Origin of the sequence: Amycolatopsis sp. CA-230715 (assembly GCF_018736145.1) — a bacterium.
Classification (GTDB): Bacteria; Actinomycetota; Actinomycetes; order Mycobacteriales; family Pseudonocardiaceae; genus Amycolatopsis.
Genome location: NZ_CP059997.1, coordinates 8,442,409 through 8,468,325, shown reverse-complemented (window position 1 = coordinate 8,468,325; position 25,917 = coordinate 8,442,409). Strand labels below are relative to the sequence as shown.

The 25,917-nt window shown below is 70.1% G+C and carries 29 protein-coding genes; 12 read left to right on the top strand and 17 right to left on the bottom strand.

Features of this window, described 5'->3' with window-relative positions:
* Positions 1-7 precede the first annotated feature (7 nt).
* Both HUW46_RS39885 and HUW46_RS39880 read right to left on the bottom strand, forming a co-directional pair.
* On the bottom strand, positions 8-973 hold the full coding sequence (locus tag HUW46_RS39885; protein WP_215543857.1) for a CU044_5270 family protein: 966 nt from the start codon (positions 971-973) through the stop codon (positions 8-10).
* Position 974: 1 nt separating this feature from the next.
* Entirely contained in the window at positions 975-1,553 is a 579-nt protein-coding gene (locus HUW46_RS39880) for an RNA polymerase sigma factor (RefSeq protein WP_215543856.1), read from the bottom strand.
* Between the two features lie 171 nt (positions 1,554-1,724).
* On the opposite strand from HUW46_RS39880, the gene HUW46_RS48960 reads away from it, so the two are divergent.
* On the top strand, positions 1,725-1,919 hold the full coding sequence (locus HUW46_RS48960; RefSeq protein ID WP_331477189.1) for a putative immunity protein: 195 nt from the start codon (positions 1,725-1,727) through the stop codon (positions 1,917-1,919).
* Between the two features lie 355 nt (positions 1,920-2,274).
* On the opposite strand, the gene HUW46_RS39870 is transcribed toward HUW46_RS48960, so the two are convergent.
* Positions 2,275-2,898 (bottom strand): Pr6Pr family membrane protein, encoded by a 624-nt coding sequence (locus HUW46_RS39870; protein ID WP_215543855.1) that lies wholly within the window; start codon positions 2,896-2,898, stop codon positions 2,275-2,277.
* Positions 2,899-2,987: 89 nt separating this feature from the next.
* On the opposite strand from HUW46_RS39870, the gene HUW46_RS39865 reads away from it, so the two are divergent.
* From HUW46_RS39865 to HUW46_RS39840, 6 genes are all read left to right on the top strand, one after another.
* Positions 2,988-4,124 (top strand): TetR/AcrR family transcriptional regulator, encoded by a 1,137-nt coding sequence (locus HUW46_RS39865; protein ID WP_215543854.1) that lies wholly within the window; start codon positions 2,988-2,990, stop codon positions 4,122-4,124.
* 104 nt (positions 4,125-4,228) lie between these two features.
* The gene (locus HUW46_RS39860; protein ID WP_215543853.1) at positions 4,229-4,816 is read left to right on the top strand and encodes a DUF3558 family protein; all 588 of its coding nucleotides are present in this window, start codon (positions 4,229-4,231) and stop codon (positions 4,814-4,816) included.
* Positions 4,817-5,111: 295 nt separating this feature from the next.
* Complete coding sequence (locus HUW46_RS39855) at positions 5,112-5,549, top strand: hypothetical protein (RefSeq protein WP_215543852.1); 438 nt, start codon at positions 5,112-5,114, stop codon at positions 5,547-5,549.
* A 168-nt stretch (positions 5,550-5,717) separates the two neighbouring features.
* Positions 5,718-6,365 (top strand): response regulator, encoded by a 648-nt coding sequence (locus HUW46_RS39850; protein WP_215543851.1) that lies wholly within the window; start codon positions 5,718-5,720, stop codon positions 6,363-6,365.
* Between the two features lie 43 nt (positions 6,366-6,408).
* Positions 6,409-8,139 (top strand): GAF domain-containing sensor histidine kinase, encoded by a 1,731-nt coding sequence (locus HUW46_RS39845; RefSeq protein WP_215543850.1) that lies wholly within the window; start codon positions 6,409-6,411, stop codon positions 8,137-8,139.
* A gap of 65 nt (positions 8,140-8,204) precedes the next feature.
* On the top strand, positions 8,205-8,633 hold the full coding sequence (locus HUW46_RS39840; RefSeq protein ID WP_215543849.1) for a hypothetical protein: 429 nt from the start codon (positions 8,205-8,207) through the stop codon (positions 8,631-8,633).
* Between the two features lie 6 nt (positions 8,634-8,639).
* Here HUW46_RS39840 and HUW46_RS39835 read toward each other — a convergent pair whose 3' ends face one another.
* Positions 8,640-9,608, bottom strand: coding sequence for an Acg family FMN-binding oxidoreductase (locus HUW46_RS39835; protein ID WP_254125404.1), 969 nt, complete (start codon positions 9,606-9,608; stop codon positions 8,640-8,642).
* 161 nt (positions 9,609-9,769) lie between these two features.
* On the opposite strand from HUW46_RS39835, the gene HUW46_RS39830 reads away from it, so the two are divergent.
* The gene (locus HUW46_RS39830) at positions 9,770-10,252 is read left to right on the top strand and encodes a universal stress protein (RefSeq protein WP_215543848.1); all 483 of its coding nucleotides are present in this window, start codon (positions 9,770-9,772) and stop codon (positions 10,250-10,252) included.
* Between the two features lie 13 nt (positions 10,253-10,265).
* On the opposite strand, the gene HUW46_RS39825 is transcribed toward HUW46_RS39830, so the two are convergent.
* From HUW46_RS39825 to HUW46_RS39810, 4 genes are all read right to left on the bottom strand, one after another.
* Positions 10,266-10,469: a hypothetical protein gene (locus tag HUW46_RS39825; RefSeq protein WP_215543847.1), complete on the bottom strand. Its 204-nt coding sequence runs from the start codon at positions 10,467-10,469 to the stop codon at positions 10,266-10,268.
* Positions 10,470-10,585: 116 nt separating this feature from the next.
* The gene (locus HUW46_RS39820; RefSeq protein ID WP_215543846.1) at positions 10,586-10,873 is read right to left on the bottom strand and encodes a DUF1918 domain-containing protein; all 288 of its coding nucleotides are present in this window, start codon (positions 10,871-10,873) and stop codon (positions 10,586-10,588) included.
* Between the two features lie 82 nt (positions 10,874-10,955).
* Positions 10,956-11,363 carry an Hsp20/alpha crystallin family protein gene (locus HUW46_RS39815; RefSeq protein WP_215543845.1) on the bottom strand — a complete coding sequence of 136 codons (408 nt, stop codon included), beginning with the start codon at positions 11,361-11,363 and terminating at the stop codon, positions 10,956-10,958.
* Positions 11,364-11,488: 125 nt separating this feature from the next.
* Complete coding sequence (locus HUW46_RS39810; protein WP_215543844.1) at positions 11,489-11,878, bottom strand: GNAT family N-acetyltransferase; 390 nt, start codon at positions 11,876-11,878, stop codon at positions 11,489-11,491.
* 177 nt (positions 11,879-12,055) lie between these two features.
* On the opposite strand from HUW46_RS39810, the gene HUW46_RS39805 reads away from it, so the two are divergent.
* The gene (locus tag HUW46_RS39805; protein WP_215543843.1) at positions 12,056-13,030 is read left to right on the top strand and encodes a chitinase; all 975 of its coding nucleotides are present in this window, start codon (positions 12,056-12,058) and stop codon (positions 13,028-13,030) included.
* Between the two features lie 110 nt (positions 13,031-13,140).
* Here HUW46_RS39805 and HUW46_RS39800 read toward each other — a convergent pair whose 3' ends face one another.
* From HUW46_RS39800 to HUW46_RS39760, 9 genes are all read right to left on the bottom strand, one after another.
* Entirely contained in the window at positions 13,141-13,401 is a 261-nt protein-coding gene (locus HUW46_RS39800) for a hypothetical protein (RefSeq protein ID WP_215543842.1), read from the bottom strand.
* Between the two features lie 64 nt (positions 13,402-13,465).
* Positions 13,466-14,104 (bottom strand): TetR/AcrR family transcriptional regulator, encoded by a 639-nt coding sequence (locus tag HUW46_RS39795; RefSeq protein WP_215543841.1) that lies wholly within the window; start codon positions 14,102-14,104, stop codon positions 13,466-13,468.
* Positions 14,104-14,937: an SDR family oxidoreductase gene (locus tag HUW46_RS39790; protein WP_215543840.1), complete on the bottom strand. Its 834-nt coding sequence runs from the start codon at positions 14,935-14,937 to the stop codon at positions 14,104-14,106. The genes HUW46_RS39795 and HUW46_RS39790 overlap by 1 nt, the downstream gene beginning before the upstream one ends.
* 9 nt (positions 14,938-14,946) lie before the next feature.
* Complete coding sequence (locus tag HUW46_RS39785; RefSeq protein WP_215550401.1) at positions 14,947-16,104, bottom strand: acyl-CoA dehydrogenase family protein; 1,158 nt, start codon at positions 16,102-16,104, stop codon at positions 14,947-14,949.
* A gap of 2 nt (positions 16,105-16,106) precedes the next feature.
* Complete coding sequence (locus HUW46_RS39780; protein ID WP_215550400.1) at positions 16,107-18,062, bottom strand: acetyl/propionyl/methylcrotonyl-CoA carboxylase subunit alpha; 1,956 nt, start codon at positions 18,060-18,062, stop codon at positions 16,107-16,109.
* A gap of 5 nt (positions 18,063-18,067) precedes the next feature.
* Complete coding sequence (locus tag HUW46_RS39775) at positions 18,068-19,666, bottom strand: acyl-CoA carboxylase subunit beta (protein ID WP_215543839.1); 1,599 nt, start codon at positions 19,664-19,666, stop codon at positions 18,068-18,070.
* Positions 19,663-20,811 carry an acyl-CoA dehydrogenase family protein gene (locus HUW46_RS39770; RefSeq protein WP_215543838.1) on the bottom strand — a complete coding sequence of 383 codons (1,149 nt, stop codon included), beginning with the start codon at positions 20,809-20,811 and terminating at the stop codon, positions 19,663-19,665. The genes HUW46_RS39775 and HUW46_RS39770 overlap by 4 nt, the downstream gene beginning before the upstream one ends.
* On the bottom strand, positions 20,808-22,502 hold the full coding sequence (locus HUW46_RS39765) for an acyclic terpene utilization AtuA family protein (RefSeq protein WP_215543837.1): 1,695 nt from the start codon (positions 22,500-22,502) through the stop codon (positions 20,808-20,810). Before HUW46_RS39765 ends, HUW46_RS39770 begins: the two co-directional genes overlap by 4 nt.
* Entirely contained in the window at positions 22,499-23,290 is a 792-nt protein-coding gene (locus tag HUW46_RS39760) for a TIGR03084 family metal-binding protein (RefSeq protein ID WP_215543836.1), read from the bottom strand. Before HUW46_RS39760 ends, HUW46_RS39765 begins: the two co-directional genes overlap by 4 nt.
* A 122-nt stretch (positions 23,291-23,412) precedes the next feature.
* Between HUW46_RS39760 and HUW46_RS39755 the strand changes: the two genes are divergently transcribed.
* The 3 genes from HUW46_RS39755 to HUW46_RS39745 are packed head-to-tail and all read left to right on the top strand — an operon-like array spanning position 23,413 to position 25,845.
* Positions 23,413-24,345 (top strand): alpha/beta hydrolase, encoded by a 933-nt coding sequence (locus tag HUW46_RS39755; RefSeq protein ID WP_215543835.1) that lies wholly within the window; start codon positions 23,413-23,415, stop codon positions 24,343-24,345.
* 55 nt (positions 24,346-24,400) lie between these two features.
* A complete protein-coding gene (locus tag HUW46_RS39750) occupies positions 24,401-25,240 on the top strand; it encodes an enoyl-CoA hydratase-related protein (RefSeq protein WP_215543834.1) in 840 nt (279 codons plus the stop codon).
* On the top strand, positions 25,237-25,845 hold the full coding sequence (locus HUW46_RS39745; RefSeq protein WP_215543833.1) for an acetoacetate decarboxylase family protein: 609 nt from the start codon (positions 25,237-25,239) through the stop codon (positions 25,843-25,845). Before HUW46_RS39750 ends, HUW46_RS39745 begins: the two co-directional genes overlap by 4 nt.
* The last annotated feature ends 72 nt before the right edge of the window (positions 25,846-25,917 follow it).

Here is a 25,917-nt window from a genome sequence, read left to right as displayed (position 1 = left end):
CCGGAGGTCACGGCGTCTGCCCCGCCTCCTCCACGAGCCCGGTCGCGAGCACGGCTTCGGAGTCCGTGCGCCCGTCGTGGACCTCGCCGGCCGTGCCCATGACCCGGTAGGTCGTCCGGTCGAAGATCAGGACGGTGCGATCGCCGCCGTTGTTGACCGAATGCGCGACACCGATCCCGTGCCTGCCCGCCGCGTCCGTCGTGTCGTCGACGTATTCCACGTCGGGAACGGTCGCCGCGACGCGGTAGAGCGCGGCCTTCAGCGCGGGCGGTGCGGCACTTTGCACGAGCCCGCCGATGATCTGAAAGGCCCACTGGTCCACGGTGTAGAGCTGCTGCCCGTTCGGCCCCATTCCAGCGACCTCGTCCTGCGCCTGCGCGTAGATCGCGGTGCGCAACGCGGCGGGATCGGTCGGCAACCCGGCCAGGTAGCGGTATGTCGGGTGGTGCAGCGACGGCGGGAACATGTCGCTGTTGTCGCCGGTCCTTATCTCCTCGACCTTGCCGTCGCGGTCTTCGCGGATCAGCCCGTCCGTGCCGTCGACCTTCTCCCAGAACTGCCTGCGAACGGTCCGGATGCCTGCGTCGTTGTAGACGCTGACGCTGCTCGTGTAGGCCCAGTCGCCCTTGCCTGCCGGGGTGGTGGCCGCGGCGTTCGCCGCATTGGCGAGCAGCGCGACCGCGGACGTCGCCGACGGGGCGACCGGCGACGTCGAACCAGCGACCGCGCCGGGCGCGGAGGGCGCCGACGCGTCCGGTCCGCTGGAAAGGCCGATCACCAGGCCCGCGGTGGTGATCCCCGCCGTCACGGTGGCGCCGATCGCCATGCGCGGCACCGACCAGCGGCGCGCCAGCGGACGCGCACCGGGTTCCGCGGCACGGTTCAGCAGCGCGATCCGGTGCTTGGCCAGTACGACGGGATCGGGCTCCCCTGCCTCCGGGCGCAACCGGGACAGCAGTTCGAGGTCGTCCATGTCAGTGCTCCTCCTTCGGAAGCGCGCGACGCAGCTTCGTACGGGCGCGATGCAGGCGCGAGCGGACCGTGCCGATCGGTACGTCCAGCGCCAGCGCGATCTCTTCGTAGGAAAGGTCTTCCCAGGCGACGAGCAGTACGATGTCGCGCTCGGTCGCCGACAGCTTCGCGAGTGCCTTGCCCAGCGGCTGGGCGGCCGCGGCGACCCGGTCCGCGACCACCTCGTCGTGGTTCTGCGTGCTCACCTCCGCCGCGGTCCTGGCCAGCGCCCGGTGCCGCCGCACCTCCGTTCTCGTGTGCCGGTGCAGCAGGTTGGTGGCGATGCCGTACAGCCACGGCAACGCGCTGCTCCTGCTGAGATCGAAGCGCCGCCGCTGGTCGAACGCGACGAGCATGGTCTGCCCGGTGAGATCGTCGGCGAGCTGGCCGCCGACCCTGCGGGCCAGGAACCGGTGCACGGTCACCGCGTACCGGTCGAAAATGATCGCGAACGCGTCCGCGTCCGTCCAAGACCGTTCGACGACGGCGGAGTCGTCCGCCTCGTCCGTTTCCCCGGCCGGTCGTGCCGGGAGCGTGGTCATCCGGAACCTCGCATCGGGTCCCCCTCTCGGTGACGGTTCTCCCTGCTTTTGCCCGATGCCCCGAATCGAGTTCCCACGATTTTCACCCGCGGCGCGGGTAGCGGAGCCACTCGGAACGACACGGCATCGCCGAAAAGTTTCAACCGGTACTTCAAGGATACGATCACCACCATGGACTCGGCAGGCGAAGATCCGACGATCGAACTCAACATGGAGGAATTGCGCGTAGTCGCCCGCTACTCCGTGGAGAGCGCCGAAGAAGTACTGCCCCTTTTCGAACAGGGTCACCCCGAAGACCGGAGGCCCCGCGCCGCCGTCGAAGCGGCATGGGTTTTCGCGAACGGCGCGAGCCGCACCCAACTGTAAAGAGCCACGGCCCTCGATGCCCATCGGGCCGCCAAGAACGCGAACACCGAAGCGGCGAAGCACGCGGCGCACGCCGCCGGTGACGCCGCCTCGGCCGCGTACCTGCACCCCCTCGCCAAAGCGACCCAGGTCGGGCACATCCTCCGTGCCGCCGCACAAGCGGCACGCGCGATCGAACTGTCCGCCGGTGGGGAAACCGGAATAGGAGACCGGCACATCGAGCAGGCGCGCCGCCGCGCGTCACCCGTTCTCATCGCCGTGCTCGAACGCTATCCCCTCGCATTGACCGGTAAGAACCGCGTCGCACAGCTCATGAAGACGTTGGACACGGCACTGCGCTCGCACTGAGGCGGACTCATCCCGTCATCGGTCGTTCCGCAGCGGTCCCTCGACGGGCGTTACCCGCCCACACCACGATCGACGCGAGGATCGGGAGCGCGACGGCGGCACCTGCGATGGTGGCGACGACGGTCGGCACGTCGTGCACCAGCGGGCTGATGACCGAATACGGATACCAGTGCACGATCGCGCCGCGGACGAAGGTGTAGCAGAGGTAGCCGAGCGGGAAGATCAGCCAGCGGGCCGCTTTGCGGGCGGTGAGGCGGTCGCGCGGCGGGTCGGCCAGCCAGTCGACGACCGCCGCGGCCGGGATGACTCCGTGCACGACGAGGTTCGCCCACGGGATGGAGAGCGGTTCGTTGCGGAGCAGCAACCAGTAACCGGCGCCGACGAGCGCCAGGTACAGCACGGCGGCGCCGCGCAGGTGATCGGACATCGCCCGGCGGCCGGTGAGCGCGGTGATCCCACCACCGACGAGCACGACGGCACCGAGCAGGTTGCTCTGGATGGTCAGGTAGCTGAGGTAGCTCGGCAGCCCGCGGCCGGGCGTGTGGACGGCGTGCCAGGCCAGCGCGCCGAGCGCCGCGACGGCCAGTGCCCCGGCGAGGAGGCGGAAGAGTCCCAGATTGCGTCTGCGCATGCCGACAAAGTAAATGCTCGTTCTGCGCGCTGTCCAGGTACTTATCCGTCGTTTGACAGCTCGCTACGGCGTCAGTGAAAATACGTTCTGTGGGTACTGGTCGACGCGACGCCGTTGTCGAAGTGGCGGGCGAACTCTTCGCGGAGCGCGGTTTCGGCGGGGTGGGGGTCGAGGACATCGCCACCGCCGTCGGCGTCACGCCCGGCGCCCTCTACCGGCACTTCGCCGGCAAGGAGGCGATACTGGCGGCGGTGCTGCACGACACCGCGGACCGTTCGCTCGCGCTGACCGGGCAGGTGCGGCAGGCTGACGAACCCGCCGCCGTGCTGCGCGAACTCATGGGCTGCGCGGTCGGTTTCGCACTGGACCGGCCGGGAGCGCTGGGGGCGTACGCGCGGGAGCGACCGCGGATCCGGGACCAGCAGTTGCGCGCGAAGGAACGGCGGTTGCTCGCGTTCTGGGAACGTGCCGTGCTGCGCGCCGCGCCGGATCTCGACGCCGCGCGCGTCGCGGTGCGGCAGCGGGCGGTGCTGACCGCGGTCGCCTCGGTGATGCGACGAGCGCAGCCGGTCGCCCGGCCGCGGCTCGACGAGGTGCTCACCGAGGCCGTGGTCCGCGTGATGCGCTTCCCGCCGACCGCGTCCACGACCGGGGACCCGGCACCGGCGTGGCGACCGCCGCGGTACAAGCGCGAGGAGATCCTGGCCGCGGCACTAGCGCTGTTCCGTGAACGCGGTTTCCACAGCGCGGGCGTGGACGACATCGGCCGGGTCGCCGGGCTCGCCGGTTCCGGCATCTACCGCTACTACGGCGACAAGACCGCGATCCTCGTCGACGCCTACGACCGGGCCAGCGCCAGGGTGGGCGTCGGCGCGGAGAACGCGGTGGCCGCGGCCGCCGGTCCCGCCGACGCGCTCCGGCGGCTCGTACGGTCCTATGTGGACGTGGCGTTCTCCGATGTGGACCTGATCACGGTCACCGCGCGCGAAGGTTTCGCCGTCCCCGAAGCAGAACGGGCCGGGCTGACCCGGCGCTACGCGCGCCTGCGGGATCTGTGGATCGTGGTGGCCCGCGAATGCGACCACGGCCTTTCCGAAGCGGAGGCACACCTGCTGACCGAGACGGCGATCCCGCTGATCACCCAGCTCGCGCTCGTCGGCGACGATGCTCGCGATGAGGCGGCGCACATCGCACTCGCGCTCTTCGACCTTCCGGCGCGCTTGTGAGGACCGCCCGCGCGCAGCGGAGTCCGTAGTGGACACTGCGGGATCCGCGGCAGCTTGCGGCCGTGGCGGGACCGGTCCCCGTCCCGCGCTACTACCGTGGGCGCATGTCGCGATTCGCGCTCCGCCGACGGTGGCGGAACAGGGCCGGGCTCGTGCTGGCGCTCCTGGCCGGCAGCGCCGCGTGTTCGAGCACGCAACCCGCGCCACCGCCCCCATCGTCGCCGTCGTCGTCCCCTGCGCCAGCCGCGCCACCGGTTTCCGAAGCGGCGTCCACCACCGCGCCGCAGGTGAGCAAGTACCCCAAGGCGCAACTCGCGACACAGCCGTGCCTCGCCCTCGACGCACGCGACCTGGTCGCGCTCGGCGTCACCGGGCAGGGCCGTGTCGAAGGCGCGGCGAAGGGCCCCACCTGCCATTGGAAGGTCGCGGGCCAGAACGTCAACCTCGACCTCGACGTGCCCTTGTCCGACGCCAAGGTGTTCACCAAGAACGGCCGCGTCTCGCAGGTTCCCGTCGGTACGCACCAGGCGGTGCAGGCCGAGTTCCAGCGCATCTGCTTCATCTTCGTCGCGGTCGGCGAAGCCGATCACCTCGTGGGCACCACGACGATCCCGGATCGGGAAGCGCCGCAGGAAGGCATCTGCCCCGCCGGTGCCGCGGTCGCCGCGGCCGCGCTGACGCATATCGAGTGAGCCGGTTCGAACGTCCACACTGGACAGAGGCGGCAGCCGGGAGTTTCAACGGCATGCGTACCGCGGGTACCGGATCGGACGGCACGGCGGCGGAACCGCGACCACCCACGGGGGTCGCCGGTCGTCCGTTCCAGCGATTTCCGCGAAGACGGCGTACACACCCGTCGAGCTAGGGCTACCGTCGGGTACGGAGATCGGTTCGCGCGACGCTCGCCGTGGAAGTCCGCGAACCGCCGGCCGCCGCCCCAGTCCCCGGTGACGGGATCCGCCCGACCGAGGACGTGGAGGCCAGCTCATGCACGCTCGCCGCGATCACCTGCCGTTCCCGTGGCGCCACCACGCCTGCGGGTACTGCGGGGCAGCGATCCCGGCAGGCCACGCGCTCTGCGCGCTGGTGCCGGATTCGTCGGTGATCGACCACGAGGACCCCAGCTGCGACGGCCGGCGGCACGTCGTCGCCTGCGGCAGCGCGCACCTCGACCTGCTGATCGGGCAGGCGAACGACGCCTGGATCCCCGAGGAGCGATGGCTCGGGCAGTTGTGCCGCGCCAGCATGCAGCCTGGCTCGGCCGGCGCCACGGTGGCACAACTGGGCGCACGCGCGCGGATGCCCACCGATCACGTCCGCCGCGCGGTGCTCTGGAACTCCCGGCGCGAGGCCCCGTTGCGTGCCCTCCCCGGCGGGCAGGTCCTTTCGGCGGCCGATCTCGAAACCATGCTCGGCAACCGATGAGGCCGTTCGGCAGCACCCTCCTCGACGCGGAACCGGCGCGGCACCGCGGTGCCGCGCGCAAAATGACCTTGGTCCTTTCGACTCGGGACCTTTGCCGCGCCCTTGATCGCCTCCGGCGGCCTAGCGTTGGCGCCGTCGGCAGGTTCGGGCGTGGAAAGGCAGTGCGGCGTGATCACGGTGTTTCTGGTCGACGACCACGAGGTGGTCCGGCGAGGGGTGGCCGATCTGCTGGAATCCGACCCCGAACTGACGGTGATCGGCGAAGCCGCATCGGTAGGACAGGCACTCGCCAGGATCCCCGCGCTACGCCCCGACATCGCCGTGCTCGACGTCCGGCTCCCCGACGGCAACGGCATCGAACTCTGCCGCGAACTCCGCTCCAAACTCCCCGAACTGCACTGCCTGATGCTGACCACCTTCACCGACGAACAAGCCATGCTCGACGCGATCCTCGCCGGTGCGGGCGGCTACGTGATCAAGGACATCCAAGGCATGCGGCTCGTCACCGCCATCCGCGACGTCGCCTCCGGCAAATCCCTGCTCGACAACCGCGCCGCCGCCACCCTCATGGCCAAGCTCCGTGCCGACCTCGACACCAACACCAGCCCCACCGCCGGACTCAGCGACCAGGAACGCACCCTGCTCGACCTCATCGGCGAAGGACTCACCAACCGCCAAATCGCCACCCGCATGTACCTCGCCGAAAAGACCGTCAAGAACTACGTCTCCCGGCTCCTCACCAAACTCGGCATGCAACGCCGCACCCAAGCCGCGGTACTCGCCACCGAGCTGCGCGGCAGACACCCCAGCGACTGACCACACACTGGCATCACCACGCGCCGAGTGCCACGCTGATGCCATGAACGACCGTGCCGGGTCCCACCCCCAAGAAACGGCACCATCACTGAGGAACACCGTGTCCCAGTTGCGCTTGCGGGAACTGCTCAGGGAGGTCCAGGACCGCGTCGACCGCCTCGTCGGTGCGCGCGACCAGATGGACGGCCTGCTCGACGCGATGCTCGCCGTCGCCACCGGCCTCGAACTGGACGCCACGCTGCGCCGCATCGTGCACGCCGCGATCGAGCTGGTCGACTGCCGCTACGGCGCGCTCGGCGTGCTCAACCCCGACCGCGACGGGCTGGCCGAATTCGTCTACGAAGGCATCGACGAACAGACCCGGCACCGCATCGGGAACCTGCCCACCGGCCACGGGTTGCTCGGACTGCTCATCGACCAGCCGAAGCCGATCCGGCTCGACGAACTGTCGCACCATCCCGCCTCGTCCGGGTTCCCCGACCACCACCCGCCGATGCGCACCTTCCTCGGCGTGCCGGTCCGAGTCCGCGACGCCGTGTTCGGGAACCTCTACCTCACCGAGAAAACCGGCGGCCAGCCCTTCACCGACGATGACGAAGTCGTCGTGCAGGCACTCGCCGCGGCCGCCGGTATCGCGGTCGAGAACGCGCGGCTGTACGAGGAAACCCGTATGCGGCAACGCTGGCAGGAGGCCACCAGCGAGATCCGCGCCCAGCTCCTCACCGCCGAAAACCCCACCGACGTGTTGAGCCTGGTGGCCAGGCAAACGCTGGTGCTGACCGACGCCGACCGCGCGTTCCTCGCGCAGCGCGCCGATCCCGACGTCCCGATCGAGGACACCACCGAGCTCGTCATCACGGTCGCCGCCGGCACCGGCGGCGACGAGCTCACCGGGCACACGATCTCCGTGGCGGGAACCACCTGCGGGGCGGCGCTGTGCGACGCGACACCGCGGCGGGTGCCGGTGCTGACCGGTGAGCTGGAACTCCTCGGTACCTCGTGGGGCCCGGGGCTGGTGCTGCCGCTGCGCGCGGTCAGCTCGGTCTCCGGGGTGCTCGTCGCACTCCGCCACGCCGAGCGGCCCGGTTTCCACCCCGACCAGCTCCCGCTCGCCGCCGCCTTCGCCGACCAGGCGGCGACCGCACTGCAACTCGCCGAAGACCAGCGGCAGCTGCAAGAGCTGCAACTGCTCGGCGACCGCGACCGCATCGCCCGCGATCTGCACGACCACGTCATCCAGCGCCTGTTCGCGATCGGGCTGTCCCTGCAGGGCACCCAGCAGCGCGCCCGTGCCCCCGAAGTCCGGCAACGGCTCACCGACACCATCGACGACGTCCACAACGTCATCGGCGAAATCCGCAGCGCGATCTTCGACCTGCACGGCGGCAACGAAGGAACCACGAAGCTGCGCAGCCGCCTGCACGCCGCCATCGCCGAACTCACCGCCGACACCGGCCTGCGCTCCCTGGTCCGCATCTCCGGACCGCTCAGCGTCGTCACCCCCGATCTCGCCGACCACGCCGAGGCCGTGCTCCGCGAAGCACTGAGCAACACCGTCCGCCACGCCAACGCCAGCACGGTCACCATCACCGTGTCCGTCGACGACGACCTCACCATCGACGTCACCGACAACGGCGTCGGTCTGCCCGCCACCGTCGCCCGCAGCGGGCTGCTCAACCTCGCGCAGCGGGCCCACACCGCAGGCGGCACGCTCACCACCGAAACCCCGTCCGGCGGCGGAACCAGGGTCGTCTGGTCCGCCCCGCTACCCTGACAATCGTTCCCCATGTCCACTGTGGACATTTCAGCTCGGTGCCCCGGAGGAAAGGTGACGCGAAGATGGACCAGACGGCAGCCGCGGTCGCCGCGGCGGCGAGCTTCGTGTGGCTGGGCATGGTGCTGGCGATCTCCTTCCTGGAGGCGCCGCTGAAGTTCCGCGCACCCGGGGTCACCATCCCGCTCGGCCTGGGGATCGGCCGGGTGGTGTTCCGCGCGCTGAACACCGCCGAAGTGGTGTGGGCGATCGCGATCGTGGTCGCGTCGGTGCTCGGGGGTTTCCCCGCCCCGGTCGCGGTTCTGACCGGTGCGGTGTGCTTGGTGCTGGTCGTTCAGCTGGTGCTGCTCCGGCCGCGGCTCGCCCGCCGGTCCGATCGCGTGCTGGCCGGGGAGGACGTGCCCCGTTCCCGCGCCCACCACGCGTACGTAGCGCTCGAGGTGGTCAAGGTGCTCGCACTGGTCGCGTTGGGGGTGACGGCGCTGGCGCGGTGAACCGGTTCATTCGAGCGCGGTCGTCACGTCGTTCGCGGCCCGGCGGCCCGTCACAGGAACGGGATAGCCGTAGCCGATCCTCAACAGTGTCTGCACCTGACCGCGATACTTGAACAGCTTGGTCAGTGCCGCCCGCGTCCCCGCGGTCTCGAACGGCTGGGACAGGAACGACGTGGCCAGGCCGTCCGCCGTGGCGGCGAGCAGGACTCGTTGCATGACCATGCCCGCGTGGACCTGCTCGTGCGGCCCCGCGTTCGAAGTGACCACCGCGGCCAGCAGCGGCTGCTGTTCGTACGCGCGCGCGGGCAGGTCGTGGTTGGCGTGGGAGTCGCGCATGACGACCAAACCGTCCAGCAGCGGCGGTGGTGCGGCGGAACTGGCGGGAACGCCGTCAGGGCAGCCCGCGGGCCGTCCCGTCCAGCTCGCCGATTCGGTGCGGTGGCCGATGTCGTTGGCCTGCAGGAACTCCGCGCGCCGGATCAGGGCGACCACGCTGTCGTAGGCCGCGGACGGGTCGAGCAGCACCAGCGTTCCGCCCTGCGCCAGCGCCGCCGTTTCGAGCCGGTGGCGCGACGCCGTGGGCACCGCACGGCCGGAGAAGGGACGGCGGTTGGTGTGCCTGCGGGGAACCGCTTCGGCGAGGGCGCGTTCGTCCGAAGTGGACCTGTGATTGCCGGCGAGCCTTGCCGTGGCGAGCAGATCCGTTCGCGCCGGATCAGGGCAGATCCGGAGATCGGCGAAAACGCCGTCAGCGCGAAGGGCCAGGTCGAGGGTGAACAGGGCGGCGCCGCAGGAGAGCCGCGCCTCCCACGCGTCCGGGTCCGCGACCCGCAGCACCCTGCCGCGGTCGAGCCACAGCTCGACGTGTTCCTCCCCCACCGCGAACCGCCACGGCTGCGTGTTGTGCGGTGACGGCGCGAGGGTCGCGGATTCGACCGCACGCTCCAGGACGGTGGACAGCACTCGGTTCATCATCGGCTCCGTACTCGTGCGGTTCGGCTCTCGGTCGAGTGTCGGCCGGGACCAGACCGGCGCACCGGTGCCCAAAGTCCTCCGATGGCCTCCATTCGTCCCCTATTCGCTCCTCCCGCGCCTGCCACACGATCGGCGCGAGCGAGGAGAGAAAGGGGAATCCCATGCAGTCATCGAGTTCGGCGCGCCGCCTGGTGGTCGTCGGCGTGGACGGGTCAGAGCAGAGCGTGGCCGCGTTGCGGTGGGCACTCACCGAGGGCAGCAGGCCGGGCGACACGATCCGCGCCATCACCGTCATCGGGTCCGACGACCTGCTGCCCGGCACCTCGTTCGCGGTGCAGCCCTACGGGAGACATCCTGTGCCACCGCTGGGCTTCTCGCTGACCGAGCTGGTGACGGAGCTGCGCCGGGAAGGGCTCGGCGACCGGTACCTGGAAGCCGACACCGGACGGGGCGACCCGGCGACCGCGCTGCTGACCGCGGCCGCCGAAGCGGACCTGCTCGCCGTCGGCACGCACCGCGGCGGGGCGGTCAAGGAACTGCTGATGGGCAGCGTGGCGACCGAATGCGTGCGGCGCGCGTCGTGCCCCGTCACCGTGATCAACCCCGTGGCGGCCAAACGGCTCGCACCGGCCGCGACGGACTGACGTAGCGGCCGGGTCAGCCCACGCTCGATCGGCAGATCCGCACCACCGCTTCGGCGTCACCGATCGTCACCCGGTTCTCGAGGCCGTCCGGTACCTCCACCGGCACCTCGGGAACCGGCGGCACGAGGACCACCGGTACACGCGCCCGTACGGCGCACACCGCGCCGAACTCCCTCGCGGTGAGGTGATCGCCCCGGCCGCGGATGTCCACGAGCACCCCGGGTGCGTCGGACTCGTCGAGCGGGCAACCCGTGTCGGACCGCCTCGCCGGCCGCCCACTCCGCCGCGCGAAACGCCGATTCGGAACCATCGATACCGGCGACGACGGTGTACCTAGTCGGGCCGGAAACGACCAGCTCCCGTCGTTCCATCGCGCCGCGCCGCACGCGAAGCCCACAACCGGGTCCCCGCCTCTTCGTCGGCGCTCTGCTGCTCGTCGGCGCTCACCACGACCGCGTCGGGCCCGGGGAACACGGTCGAGACGTGGTCGTCGTTGGCCCAGCGGACCACGTACGGCGGGGCGCCGTCGTCGGTGCGGACGTCCACGATCCGGCCGCGCTGTTCCGGGCTGTCCACGCGCGCGCCCTTGACCACGAGCCAGTCGCCCGTTTTCGCTCGCATCATTCCTCCGTTCCGAGACCGACGGCTTCCGCGCACGCCGAGGGCGGGCGCGAGCGGACCCGCACCCACCCGGGGTGTGCCGTCAGGACTTCGTGACCTGGATTTCGACCTGCTTCTCCTGCGGGTGCTCCGAGTACGGCATGGCGATCTCGAGGATCCCGTCGGCGTACCTGGCACTGATGCCGGTAGTGTCCGCGCCCGCCGGAAGCGAAATCGTGCGGCTGAACGTGCCGTAGTAGAACTCACTACGACCGTTGCGGATCTCCTTCGACTCGCGCTCGGCGTGTACCGTCAGCGTGGCTTCGTGCGCGGTCACCGAGATGTTCTTCTCCGGGTCGAATCCCGGCAGCTCGGCGCGCACCACATATCGATCGTCCTCTTTGGACTCCTCGATGCGGACCGGGTTGTGCTCGGCGAACGGCCACGGGTTTTCCAGCCAGGCCGCGAGGCTCGGCAACGCGAACCGGGGGTTCGGAACCAGCGCTGTCATCCCTGCTCTCCCTTCGTCACGACTTGGGTGCCGCACTCCAACCAAACCGCTCGTGGCTGTTTCGCGACGCTGCCGGACTGCCCGAAAGCGAGGGACCTTCGTCACCGATGCCCCGGCCGGGTTCGCTATCCGAGCGCGATGAGCCCCGCGTCGGTCGGGCGGAACCCGCAGGCGTCGAAGTAGAACGGGCGCAGGTGCGGCTCGAAGTCGACGTGCAGCCACGCGCACCCGGCGCGGGCGGACTCGGCGGCGGCTCGGCGGACGAGTTCGGCGCCGATGCCGAGGCGCTGGTGATCCGGGCGGACCTTCGGGTCGAGCAGGAACGCGTGGTCCGCGCCGTCCCACGCGACGTTCGCGAAGCCGACGAGTTCCGGCACGCGCGCGGTCATCCAGCCGAGGCTGTGCGCGCGGACGCGGGTCCACCACCCCGGCTCCGGAGCACCGCCGTGCGAGCGGGTCAGCTTGACGAGTTCGGCATCGGTCACTTCGGCGCGCCAGCGGTAGTCGAGGTCCACCCCGCCATGATCCACTCGCGCCCGCCGGGCACCGGAACGGCCCTTGACACCGGTATTGGTCTAATCCACTGTAGGTGCGCCAGGCACCCTCCTCGCTGACTCCGCCGCCTCAAGCACCGGAGGTGCTCCACACGTGGGACGACGCCGTCCCACAGACGATGTCGGAGGACCTATCCCATGAAGCGCATTCGGCGGCTGCTGACCGCCGCGACGGCGGCAGGCGCGGCACTCGGCCTCGCGATCGGGACCGCTCCCGCTGCGGGAGCCCTCACCGCCGTGGACCCGGTGACCGCGTCCCCGTACCTGTACCAGTGGGGCTCGGTGCCCAACGCCGCGAACGTCATGAAGTCCACGGGTGTCAAGGCGTTCACACTCGCCTTCGTGCTCTCCGACGGCGGCTGCAACCCGAAGTGGGACGGCAGCCGCGCGCTCGACGGCGCCGACGCCGCCCTGATCAACACCATCCGGGGTGCGGGCGGCGAGGTGATTCCGTCGTTCGGCGGCTGGTCCGGCAACAAGCTGGGCCAGAAGTGCTCCTCGGTCTCCGCGCTCGCGGGCGCGTACCAGAAGGTGATCAGCCAGTACAAGCTCAAGGCCATCGACATCGACATCGAGGCGGGCGAGTTCGAGAACAACGCCGTGCAGGATCGCGTGCTCGGCGCGCTGAAGACGGTGAAGCAGAACAACGCCGGGCTCAAGGTCGTCATCACCATGCCGACCGAAGTCGGCGGCCCGAACTCGTGGGGCCAGCGGCTGATCAAGCAGTCGAAGGCACTCGGCGCCGATATCGACGCGTGGTCGGTGATGCCGTTCGACTTCAGCAACGGCGGCGACATGGTGGCCAAGACCAAGAGCGCGGTGGACGGGCTGAAAAACCAGCTCAAGAGCGCCTACGGCTGGTCGGACGACCAGGCCTACCGGCGCAGCGGGCTGTCTTCGATGAACGGGAAGACCGACAACGCGGGTGAGGTGGTGTCGGTCGCGAACTACCAGGCGATCCGGGACTACGCGGCGAGCAAGCACTTGGCGCGGTTCACGTTCTGGGCGACGAACCGGGACCACGGCAACTGCGGTGGCTCCTCGGACAGCTGCAGCGGGATCCCGCAGGGCGACTTCGACTTCACCAAGATCGTCGCCGGGTACCAGGGCTGATCCGGACCGAGGGGGACGGGCGTGGCGGCGAGACCCCGCCGCCACGCCCGCTCCTCGCGCTTGCCGCTGCAGGATCACGGCGGCCTTCCAGGCGAACGATGCCAGTCGGATCAGGCGACGGCGGTGACTTCGATCGCCGCGCGACCCGCGTCGGTCAGCTCGGCGGGCACGCGACCCGAGACCGACGCCTTGTCCGCGGGCCGGATCAGGCCACCGCGCGCCAGCGCGTGCGCGGTCACCTGGTCGCAGCAGGGGAATCCGTCGACGAACAGGTCGGGCTCGCAGCTGCGGGACATCTGCGCGCGATGCGCGGCCACCGCGCGCAACATCGCCATCGCGCGATGGGAAAGCTCTACCCCTGTACCGGACACCGTGGTTCATCCCCTTCTCGACAACCGAGCGTTACCAGGCCTATCGCCTGCTGCTCCGTTAGTGTTAACGAGTTTTTGGACGAACGTCACGTTGACGCGGTTCCGTAGCTGCGGGTAATAATTCGGCGCCGAGTACGCGCGACCATTGGCGGATGATCTGCTTGCGGCGCCGCGTGTCGTCGGTCAGCAGGTTCGCCAAGCCCAGCCCGCGCGCGAGGTCGAGAGTGGCCTGGACCAGTTCCCGCACCCCGGCGTGCGACTCGTCGACGCCGAGCAGCTCCACCGCGAGCCGGTGCGCTTCGCGGCCCACCCGCGCTTCCAGTGGTACGAGCGTGCCCCGCAGCGCCTCGTCGGTGGACGCGGCGACCCAGAGGTGCAGCGCGGCGCGGAACATCGGGCCCGCGTACAAGTTGAGCAGCATGTCGACGACGGCTTCGATCCGCGACGACCCGCTCGGCAGGCCGTCCGCGTGTCGTTTCAGCTCGGCGATCTGGACTTCGCCCACGTGCTCGACGGCGGCCGCGACCAGGTTTTCGCGTGCCGGGAAGTGGTGCTGGGCCGCGCCGCGCGACACCCCGGCCCGCTCCGCGATCAGCGCGACCGTCGTCCCGGTCCAGCCCAGCTCGCCGATGCACTCCACCGCGGCGTCGACCAGCCGGCGCCGGGTGGTCCTGCTCCGCTCCTGCTGGGGTTCCCGGATCATCAGGCAGGCTCGACCCAGAAATCGAGCGCGAGCTCGTCGTCGGAGTCGCCGATCCGGTACTGCGCGAAATCGGTGACGCCTTCGGCGGCGAGCACCTCGTCGTCGATGAAGAAGTTGCCGGTCGTCTCGCGGCTCGGCTTGACCAGGATCGCGTGCGCCGCGTCGGCCATGATCTCCGGCGTCCGCGACCGGTTCGCCAGTTCGGCGCCCACCACGTTGCGGATCGCGGCGGTGTCGATCGTGGTGCGCGGCCACAGCGAGTTCGCCGCGATGCCGTCGGCGCGCAGTTCGGCGGCGAGCCCGACGGTCACCAGGCTCATCGAGTACTTCGCGATGCTGTACGCGAGATGCCCGGCCTCGAACCACTTCGGGTCGAGGCTGATCGGCGGCGAGAGCGTCAGCACGTGCGCGTTCGAAGACCGCTTCAGGTGCGGGATGGCGGTTTTGGCCAGCAGGAACGATCCGCGCGCGTTGATGTCCTGCATGAGGTCGTAGCGCTTCATCGGCACGGACTCGGTCGGCGTCAGGTCGATCGCGCTCGCGTTGTTCACCACGATGTCGAGCCCGCCGAACTGCTCGACGGTCTTCGCCACGGCGGCTTCGACGGCCTTGTCGTCGCGGATGTCACCGACGATCGGCAGGGCGTGGCCACCGGCCTCTTCGATCGCCTTCGCCGCGGTGTGAATCGTGCCGGGCAGCTTGGGATGCGGTTCGGTGGTCTTCGCGATCAGCGCGACGTTCGCGCCGTCGCGCGCGGCGCGTACCGCGATCGCCTCCCCGATCCCCCTGCTGCCACCGGACATGATGAGGGTCTTGCCCGCGAGTGTGCTCATGCGCTCTCCTCAGTACGACTTGGGCAGGCCGAGGCTGTGCTGGCCGACGAAGTTCAGCACCATTTCCCTGCTCACCGGGGCGATCCGGCCGAGCCGTACCGCGGAGAGCAGGGTGCCGAGCCCGTACTCCGAGGCCAGCCCGTTGCCGCCGTGGGTCTGCACGGACTGGTCGACGGCGTGGATCGCGGCCTCCGCGGCAGCGTACTTCGCCATGTTCGCGGCCTCGCCCGCGCCGAAGTCGTCGCCGGAGTCGTAGAGCGCCGCCGCCTTCTGGGTCATCAGCTTCGCCAGTTCGACCTCGATCTTGACCTGCGCGAGCGGATGCGCGAGTCCTTGGTGCGCCCCGATCGGCGTGCCCCAGACCTGGCGCTCCTTCGCGTAGGCGACGCCCTTGTCCAGCGCGTAGCGCGCGATGCCGAGCGAGAAGGACGCGCCCATGATCCGCTCGGGGTTGAGCCCGGCGAACAGCTGCGCGATCGCCGCGTCCTCCGAACCGACGAGCGCGTCCGACGGCAGGCGCACGTCGTCGAGGAAGAGGCCGAACTGCTTGTCCGCCGAGACGATGTCCATCTCGATCTGCCGGTACTCGAACCCCGGCGTGTCCGTGGGCACGATGAACAGCGCGGGCTTCAGCTTGCCCGTCTTGGCGTCCTCGGTCCGGCTGACCACGAGCACGGCGTCGGCCTCGTCGACACCGGAGATGTACACCTTCCGTCCACTCAGGACCCAGTCTTCGCCGTCACGTTTGGCGGTGGTGGTGATGCGGTGCGAGTTCGAGCCCGCGTCCGGTTCGGTGATGGCGAACGACATCCGCACGCTGCCGTCGGCGAAACCGGGGAGCCAGCGCTTCTTCTGCTCGTCGGTGCCGAACCTGGCCACCACCGTCGCGCAGATCGCCGGGGACACCACCATGAGCAGCAACGGGGTGCCCACCGCGGCGAGCTCCTCGCACACCGCCGCGAGATCGCCGATACCGGCACCCCCGCCGCCGTACTCCTCCGGCACGGACACGCCGAGGTAGCCGAGGCGGCCGGCCTCGTCCCACAGCTCGTTCGTCTTACCGCCGGTGCGAGCCTGCTTGATGTAGTACTCGTGACCGTACTTGCGGCCCAGCTCGGCGGTCACCTTCCGCAGTGCGACGCGCTCTTCGGACTCGTTGAAGTTCATGGTCATGCTTGGTTCGCCTCCACCACCGCGAGCACGGCTCCGACCTCGACCTGCTTGCCGACCTCCACCGGCAGCTCCGCGACGACGCCGTCGGCCGGCGCGGAGATCCGGTGTTCCATCTTCATCGCTTCGAGCCACAGCAGCGGATCGCCCTCGGACACCGTCTCGCCCGCCGACACCGCGATCCGGACGACCGTGCCCGGCATCGGCGCCACGAGCGACCCCGTGGCGAGCGCCGAGTTCGGGTCGGCGAACCGTGGCTCGGCGACAAGTGTGACCGAGCCGAGCGACGAGTCCACATAGGACTTACCGGCGTAGTGCGCGACGTCGAACGCGCGACGCACTCCGGCGACGTCGAGGACGACCCGGTCCGGTGTGGACTCCACCAGCGCGATGTCCTCGTACCCGTCGGCGACGAGTCCGTCGCGCGTGAGCGAGTACACCACTTCGTATTCGGTCTCACCGTGCGCGAACCGCTTCCGCTGACCGGCGGACCGGACGTTGCGCCAGCCGCTCGGCAGCCGGGGCCACACCGTCGCGCCCGCCCGGTTGCCCGCCGCGCCGGCCAGTGCGGCGGCGAGCGCCGACAACCGGACGGTGTCCTCAGTGGACAGCGGAGTGGCCAGCGTGGACAGTCCGTGCCGGTCGAAGAACGCGGTGTCGGTCTCCCCCGCGAGGAAGGCGTCGTGCCGCAGGACGTTCACCAGCAGGTCGCGGTTGGTGACCACGCCGTGGATCTTGGCCGACGCCAAGGCTTTCGCGAGCCTGCGCGCCGCGCTCGCCCGGTCCGGCGCCCAGGCGATCACCTTGGCGAGCATCGGGTCGTAGTGCACGCCGACCACCGAACCGCTGACGAAACCGGAATCCAGCCGGAGTCCCGGCCCGTGCTCGAAGGACAGGTCGACGTCCGGGATCTCGAAGCGGTGCAGGGTGCCGCTCTGGGGCTGCCAGTTCGCCGACGGGTCTTCGGCGTAGAGCCGGACCTCGATGGCGTGCCCCGTCGACGACGGCGGATCGACCGGCAGCGGTGCGCCCTCGGCGACGGAAAGCTGCAACGCGACCAGGTCCACGCCCGTGGTGCATTCGGTGACGGGATGCTCGACCTGCAACCGCGTGTTCATTTCGAGGAAGTAGAACCGGCCGTCCGGTCCGGCGAGGAACTCGACGGTCCCGGCGCCGACGTAGTCGATCGCCTTGGCCGCCTTGCGCGCGGCGTCGAACAGCTCTTCCCGCATCGCCGCGTCGACAAAGGGCGACGGCGCTTCTTCGACGACTTTCTGGTGCCTGCGCTGAATGGAGCACTCCCGCTCCCCCACCGCCCACACCGTGCCGTGCCGGTCGGCCATCACCTGCACTTCGATGTGCCTGCCGGTTTCGAGGTAGCGCTCGCAGAACACAGTGGAATCCCCGAACGCGGACCCCGCCTCGGCACTGGCCCCTTCCACCGCCTCGGCCAACTCGCCCAGTTCCCTGACCACGCGCATGCCACGGCCACCGCCCCCGGCGGAAGCCTTGACCAGCAACGGAAGATCTTCCTCGGTCACCTCGGCAGGGTCCAGTTCGGACAGCACGGGCACCCCGGCGGCCGCCATCAGCCGCTTCGACTCCACTTTGGAGCCCATCGTCTCGATCGCTTCGGGCGGCGGGCCGACCCAGGTGAGCCCGGCGTCGAGCACCGCCCGCGCGAACGAAGCGTTCTCCGACAGGAAGCCGTATCCGGGATGCACCGCGTCGGCACCGGTGTCCGCGGCGGCCTTGACGAGCAGCTCGGCGCGCAGGTAGGTCTCCGACGGCGCGTTGCCCGGCAACCGGACGGCCGCGTCGGCCTCGCGGGCGTGCGGTGCGTCAGCGTCGGCATCGGAAAACACCGCGACGGTGCCGATCCCGGCGTCACGGCAGGAGCGGAACACCCGGCGGGCGATCTCGCCCCGGTTCGCGACCAGCAGGTTCTGGATCATCTCACTCACATCCGGAAGACGCCGAAGCCGTCGGCGCCCTTCACAGGTCCATTGTGGATGGTGGAAAGGGTCAGGCCCAGCACGGTCCTGGTGTCGCGCGGGTCGATGATCCCGTCGTCGTAGAGCATGCCGGAAAGGAACATCGGCATCGACTCCGCCTCGATCTGGTTCTCCACCATCGCCCGCATCGCCGCGTCGTTCTCCTCGCTGTACTCCTGGCCCCTGCCCGCCGCGGCGGCGCGCGCCACAATGGACAGCACCCCGGCGAGCTGCGCCGGTCCCATCACCGCGGACTTCGCGCTCGGCCAGGCGAACAGGAAGCGCGGGTCGTAGGCCCTGCCGCACATGCCGTAGTGACCGGCCCCGTACGAGGCGCCCATCAGCACCGAGATGTGCGGGACCTTCGAGTTGGACACCGCGTTGATCATCATCGCGCCGTGCTTGATGATCCCGCTCTGCTCGTACTCCTTGCCCACCATGTACCCGGTGGTGTTGTGCAGGAACAGCAGCGGCGTGTCCACCTGGTTCGCGAGCTGGATGAACTGGGCCGCCTTCTGCGACTCCTCGCCGAAGAGCACGCCCTGCGCGTTGGCGAGGATGCCGACGGGGTAGCCGTGCACGCTCGCCCACCCCGTCACCAGGCTGGGCCCGTACAGCGGCTTGAACTCGTCGAAGTCCGAGCCGTCCACCACCCGCGCGACCACCTCGCGCGGGTCGAAGGGCACCTTGAGATCACCTGGCACGATGCCGAGCAGGTCTTCGGCGTCGTACAACGGATCCGCGTAGTCCGGTTCCGGCGTCGGGCCCTGCTTACGCCAGTTGAGGCGGCGGATAATGCCGCGCCCCAAGCGGATCGCGTCCTGTTCGTCGACGGCGAGGTAGTCGGCGAGACCGGAGGTCCGCGCGTGCATTTCCGCACCACCGAGGGATTCGTCGTCGGATTCCTCGCCGGTGGCCATCTTCACCAGCGGCGGGCCGCCGAGGAAGACCTTCGCGCGCTCCTTGACCATCACCACGTAGTCCGACATGCCGGGCAGGTACGCGCCGCCCGCGGTCGAGTTGCCGAACACCAGCGCCACCGTGGGCACCTTGGCCGCCGACGAGCGGGTCAGGTCGCGGAACACCCTGCCGCCGGGGATGAAGATCTCCTTCTGCGTCGGGAGATCCGCGCCACCCGACTCGACGAGGTTGATCACCGGCAGCCGGTTCTGCGCCGCGATGTCCGCGGCGCGGAAGCTCTTCTTCGTCGTCCACGGGTTGCTTGCGCCACCCTTGACGGTGGGGTCGCTCGCCGAGATCAGGCACTCGACGCCTTCCACCACGCCGATCCCGGTGATCACGCTGGCTCCGACGCGGTAGTCCGAGCCCCACGCGGCGAGCGGGGACAGTTCGAGGAACGGCGAGTCCTCGTCGAGCAGCAGTTCGATCCGCTCGCGGGCGAGCAGCTTGCCGCGCTTGCGGTGCCGTTCCACGTACTTCTCACCGCCGCCCGCGATCGCCTTCGCGTGCTCGGCGTCGATCTCGGCGAGCTTGCCGAGCATCGAATCCCGGTTCGCCGCGAACTCCTCCGCTCCGGTGTCGACGGTCGAAGAGAGCTTCGTCATGCCGTGTACCCCAATCGCTTCGCGGCGAGCCCGGTCAGGATTTCGTTGGTGCCGCCGCCGATCCCCAGGATGCGGACATCCCGGTAGTGCCGTTCCACTTCGGACTCGCTCATGTATCCGAGCCCACCGTGCAGCTGGACCGCCTCGTTGACCACCCATTCCGCGGTCTCCACGGCGGTGTTCTTCGCGAAGCAGGCCTGGGCGATCACCTCCTCGCCCGCGACGTGGCGCAGCGCGACCTGGCGGGTGTAGGTCCGCGCCACGTCGATCTTGCGCGCCATCTCGGTGAGCTTGTGCTGCACGAGTTGCCGTGAGATCAGCGGACGGCCGAAGGTCTCGCGCAGGCGGCACCAGTCCAGCGTCAGGTCCAGTGCGCGCTGGGCGTGCGCGTAACCCTGTACGGCCAGCGACACCCGCTCGGTGACGAACTGGGTGGCCACCTGGGCGAACCCGCTGTTCTCCTCGCCGACGAGGTTCGACGCGGGCACCCGAACGTCCACATACGACAGTTCGGCGGTGTCGGAGGCGTGCCAGCCCATCTTCTCGAGCTTGCGGGTCACGGTGAACCCCGGTGTGCCGCGTTCAACCACGATGAGCGAGATCCCGCGCGCACCGGGTTCACCGGTCCTGACCACCGTGGTCACGAAATCGGCCCGGCAGCCGGAGGTGATGAACGTCTTGGCGCCGTTGATCACGTACTCGTCGCCGTCGCGGACCGCGGTGGTGCGGATCCCGGCGACGTCCGAGCCGCCGTCGGGTTCGGTCACCGCGAGCGAACCGATCTTCTCCCCGGCCAGCGTCGGCCGGACCCACCGCTCGATCTGCGCGGGGTCGCCCGCTTCCGCGATGTGCGGTACCGCGATACCGCAGGTGAACAGGGACGCGAAGAGCCCGCCGGAACCACCGGCGTAGTGCATCTCCTCGGCGACCACGAGCGCGTCGAGGTAGTCACCGCCGCCACCGCCGACCTTTTCCGGGAACCCGACGCCGAGCAGGCCCAGCTCCCCCGCCTTGCGGTGCAGCTCGCGCGGCAGTTCGCCGTCGCGCTCCCACTGGTCCAGGTGCGGCAGCACCTCGGATTCGGTGAACCGGCGCACCGTTTCCCGCAGCGCGAGCCGCTCCGGGGTGCCGAACGGATCGGTCACAGCAGAACCTCCGGGATGTCGATTTCCCTGCCGCGCAGCCATTCCCCGAGCGCCTTCGCCTGCGGGTCGAACCGCGCCTGAGAGGCGACACCCTCGCCGAGGATGCCCTCGACGACGAAGTTGAGCGCCCGCAGGTTCGGCAGCACGTGCCGTGTCACGGTGAGTTCCGCGGTCTCGGGCAGCAGCCGCTTGAACTCGGCGACGGTGAGCCGGTGCGCGAGCCAGCGCCACGCCTCATCCGAGCGCACCCAGACGCCGACGTTCGCGTTGCCGCCCTTGTCACCGCTGCGCGCGCCGATCACGGTGCCGAGCGGCACGCGGCGCACCGGCCCCGCCGCCAACGGCTCCGGCAGCGTCGGTTCCTCCACTTCGGACAGTGCCAGGGTTTCCGCCGCTGACGCGATGTCCACTCGCGAACCGTCGGGCCGCACCGCGACGTGCGGCACCTCGGACGAGTCCACATAGGACGCCGTGTAGACGCCGTACGGGGATGCCGCCGACGGGGGCGCGGTCACGTGGAAACCGGGATAGCTCGCCAGCGCGAGTTCTATCGCGGCGCCGCTGAACGCCCGGCCCGCGACGTTCGCGTCGGCGTCCTTGACCGCCACGTGCAGCAGCGCGCTGGCCCGCTGCTCGGTGTCGGCGTCGGGGTGGTCGGTGCGCGCGAGCGTCCAGGTGACCTTGGCGGGCGGGTTGGCCTTCAACGCGCCGTCGAGCTGTTCCCGGACCAGCGCCGCCTTGCGCTCGATGTCCAGTCCGGTGAGGACGAACGTGGTCTCGTTGCGGAATCCGCCGAGGCTGTTGAGGCAGACTTTCAGCGCGGGCGGCGGAGGTTCGCCGGTCACCCCGGAGATCCGCACGCGGTCCGGGCCGTCCTGGTCGAGCGTCAGCGTGTCGAAGCGCGTCGTGACGTCGGGCCCGGCGTACCGCGCGCCGGTGATCTCGTAGAGCAGTTGAGCGGTAACGGTTCCGGTGGTCACCACGCCGCCGGTGTGCTCGTGCTTGGTGATCACGCTGGACCCGTCGCGGTGGATCTCGGCGATCGGGAACCCGGGTACGCCGATCTCGTGCTCGGTGAAGAAGGCGTAGTTCCCGCCGGTGGCCTGCGCACCGCATTCGATGACGTGCCCCGCGGCGACCGCACCCGCGAGCGCGTCGTAGTCGTCGCGCGCCCAGCCGAAGTGCGCCGCCGCCGGGCCGACGATCACCGACGCGTCGGTCACGCGCCCGGTCACCACGATGTCGGCACCCGCGTTCAGGCAGTCCACAATGCCCCACGCGCCGAGATAAGCGTTGGCGGTCAACGGTTTCCCGAAGCCCAGCTCGTCCGCGCGGGCGATCAGGTCGTCGCCTTCGACGTGCGCGACGGCGACGTCGACACCGAGCTTGGCGGCCAGCTCGCGCAGTGCGTCCGCGAGCCCGGCGGGATTGAGCCCACCGGCGTTCGCGACGATCTTGACGCCCTTTTCCTTCGCCAGCGCGAGGTTTTCCTCTATCTGGCGGAGGAAGGTCTTGGCGTAGCCGCGGTTCGGGTCCTTCATCCGGTCGCGGCCGAGGATGAGCATGGTCAGCTCGGCGAGGTAGTCGCCGGTGAGCACGTCGAGCGGCCCGCCGGTGAGCATCTCGCGCACCGCGGAGAACCGGTCGCCGTAGAAGCCGGATGCGTTGCCTATCCGGATGGTGTCGGTCATGCGAACTGCCCCGGCTTGCGGCCTTCTCCGGGCGGCCCCGCGAAAGCCTGCGCGATCCCGAGCCACTCGCGAACGCCGTCGCCGTCGGCGACCAGAGCGGTGTCACCGGGGTGGCGGCGTTGCGTGACGACGAGGCAGAAGTCCAGCGCGGACCCGGTGAGCCGCTCTTCGGCGTCCTCGGGACCGAACGCCCACGTGGTGCCGTCCGGGGCGGTCAGCTCGACCCTGAACTCCTCGGTCGGCGGCGCGAGCGAATGGAGCTTGAACGCGAAGTCCCTGGTGCGCACACCGAACCGCGCGATGTTCCACAGCCTGGCGGTCGGTTCGCGGACGAGCCCGAGTGCGTCGAAAACGTCCTGGCCGTGCGCCCAGGTCTCCATCATGCGCGCGGTCGCCATCGACGCGGCGCTCATCGGCGGCCCGTACCACGGCAGCTTCTGCCCGTCGGGCACCGCCGCGAGCGCCTCGGCCAGCGCGGTACGCCCGGCGCGCCAGTGCGCGAGCAGCTCGTCGGGCGGCTTGCCCGCGGATTCCTCGGTGCCCCGGTCGACGAAGTCCGCGCCCACCGCGAGCGCCTTCTCCACCTCGGCGGGGAAGTCGTCCGGCCTGGTCGCGGCGATCAGCGACTTCTCGTCGGTCCACGCCAGGTGCGCGATCTGGTGCGCGATGGTCCAGCCCGGCGCCGGGGTCGCCCGCGCCCAGTCCGCGGCCGGGAGCCCGGCCACGACTTCGTCGATCGTCTGCGTCTCGGCCGCGAGATCTCCCAGGATCGCGCCCAGATCAGCCATAACCGCCTCCCTGCGTCGAGTCCGACGATGACACCGGGCCGACTAAAAATCAAGCATGCATGATTGTTTTCTGCCGTGGACCCGCTACCGTGGTGGTCGAGCCGAGGAGACGGAGTGGTCTCATGCCCCAGGCGAACACGGTCCCGAGCCCGCAGAGCGTCCGGTTGCGTCGGTTGTTCGCCGCGCGCGTCCGCCCGCTGGCGGACCGGGCATCCCCGCACGGGTACCAGCTGCGCGCGCTGCGCAGCACGATCGACAGCGCGGGGCTCGCGCCGCTCCCCCGCAGGACCGCGGCGTGGCCAGCCCGGTACGGGAACGTCCGCGGCGTCTGGATGCGCGCGCCGGGCTCCTCGTCCGCCACGGGCGCGGTGCTTTACCTGCACGGCGGCGGTTTCGTCTTCGGATCGCCGCGCTCCCACCGGACGCTGGCGTACCGGATTTCGCGCGCGTCGGGGCTTCCGGTGTTCCTGCTGGACTACCGCCGCGCACCGGAGCACCCGTTCCCCGCCGCCGCGGACGACGCGCTCGCCGCGTACCGCGTGTCGCTGGACCGCGGCTTTCCCGCGTCACGGCTGGCGATCGCGGGCGATTCCGCCGGCGGCCACCTCACCGCCGGGCTGCTCGCCGATCTCACGCGCGAAGGGCTCCCGCAGCCCGCGGCCGCGTTCCTGGAGTCGCCGTGGCTCGACCTCGGCCTCACCGAGACCTGGCAGCGCGACCGCGCGGAACGCGACCCGTTCCTCTCCCCCGCCTACGCCGAAAAGTGCCGCCGTGCCTACGCACCCGCCGTGCCCGTCACGCACTCCCGGCTGGACGTGCTCGGCGCGGACAAGGCGGGCTGGCCGCCGATACTGGTCCAGGTGGGCGGGACCGAGGCGATCCTCGGCGACTCGCGGCGCATCGCCGAGTCGGTGACCGATGCGGGCGGCTCCGCGACCCTGCAAGTGTGGCCGGGGCAGATCCACGTTTTCCAGGCGTTCGCCGACTTCCTGCCGGAGGCGAAGCGGGCACTGCGGTTCGCCGGGACCTTCCTGCACGACGCCATCACTTGTTGACCGCATGCCAACAGTTGTCCTACGGTCTTCCCAGAATTCCAGCGAAGGAGTCCGCGTGGCCGAGTACGCCGACATCACCTACGCGGTCAGCGACCGCATCGCCACCGTGACGCTGAACCGCCCCGAGGCCCGCAACGGCTACACGATCCGGATGGCCGACGAACTCGGCGACGCGATGGACCGCGCCGACCGGGACGAGTCCGTCCGCGTGGTCGTGCTGACGGGGAACGGCAACGACTTCTCGGTCGGCGCCGACCTCTCCCAGGGCGGGTTCGACTTCGACGCCGAAACCGGGCCGGACCCGGCGTGGCAGGAGCCCGCCGGCCGGTGCTCGAAACGCATCTTCACCATGAACAAGCCCGTGATCGCGGCCATGCGGGGCGCTTCGGTCGGCGGCGGCCTCACGATCACGCTGTCGTGCGACTACCGGCTCGCGTCCACGAACTCGAAGTTCGGGTTCGTCTTCGTCCGCAGGGGGATCTACCCCGAGGGCGCCTCCGCCTGGTTCCTGCCGCGGCTGGTCGGCATGGGTACCGCGCTGGACTGGATGGTCAGCGGCAGGGTGTTCGGGCCGGACGAGGCACTGCGGACCGGGCTGGTCCACAGTGTCCACGAGCCGGATTCGGTGCTGGACAAGGCATACGAGCTGGCGCGGGAGATCGTCACCACGACTTCGGCGGTATCGGTCGCGGTGACGAGGCAACTTCTCTACCGGATGTCCACAATGGATTCCCCGTTCCCGGTGCACGAACTGGACTCCCGGCTCATCGGCGGGCTCGGCGCGAGCAAGGACGCCGTCGAGGGAGTGGTTTCGTTCCTCCAGAAGCGGCCGCCCGAGTTCGGCATGCGCGTGGACACCGACCTGCCTCCCTACCTGCCGTGGACCGAGAAGTGACGGCCTATCCCCCGGAACCGTGGCACCTCGCCGGGCAGGCGTACGCCTCGGTGTGGCGGATCCCGGTCGCCGACCTTCCCGCGCTGCCCGACGGCGCCGAGCCCGTCGTGCTCGGCGGGCGGGCGCAGGTGGTGACCGCGTGGATCGACTACCAGGATCCCGGCCAGCTGAGTTACCACGAACTACTGTCCACTGTGGCCGTTCGGGGCAGGGGTGCCGCCGCGTCCATCACGGAGATCTGGGTGGACAGCGAGGTTTCGCTCGCGGGCGGGCGCGCACTGTGGGGCATCCCGAAGGACCTGGCGGCACTGGACTTCCGGCACGGCAGGACGTTCACCGCGACCGCGGCCACCGACGCGGACTGGATCGCCACCGCCGCGTTCACCCGACGCGTCGGCGCCCCGTTCCCGTCGCCGTCACGGTTCGAGGTCGTGCAAACCCTCGACGGCCGCCTCAAGCGGAGCCCGGTGCGGTCGAAGGCGCGCCCCCATCTCGCCCGCGCGGACTGGTCGGTGAACCCCGACGGCCCGCTCGGCTACCTCGCCGGACGACACCCGGTCGCGAACCTGCACCTGCGGGACTTCACCCTCCACTTCGGCGGCTGAGCCGGATCTGCCCTGCCGCGAAGGTCACCATGATGTCGGGTGCGACAGTGCCGCGCATGCCCCGAAGGTGAC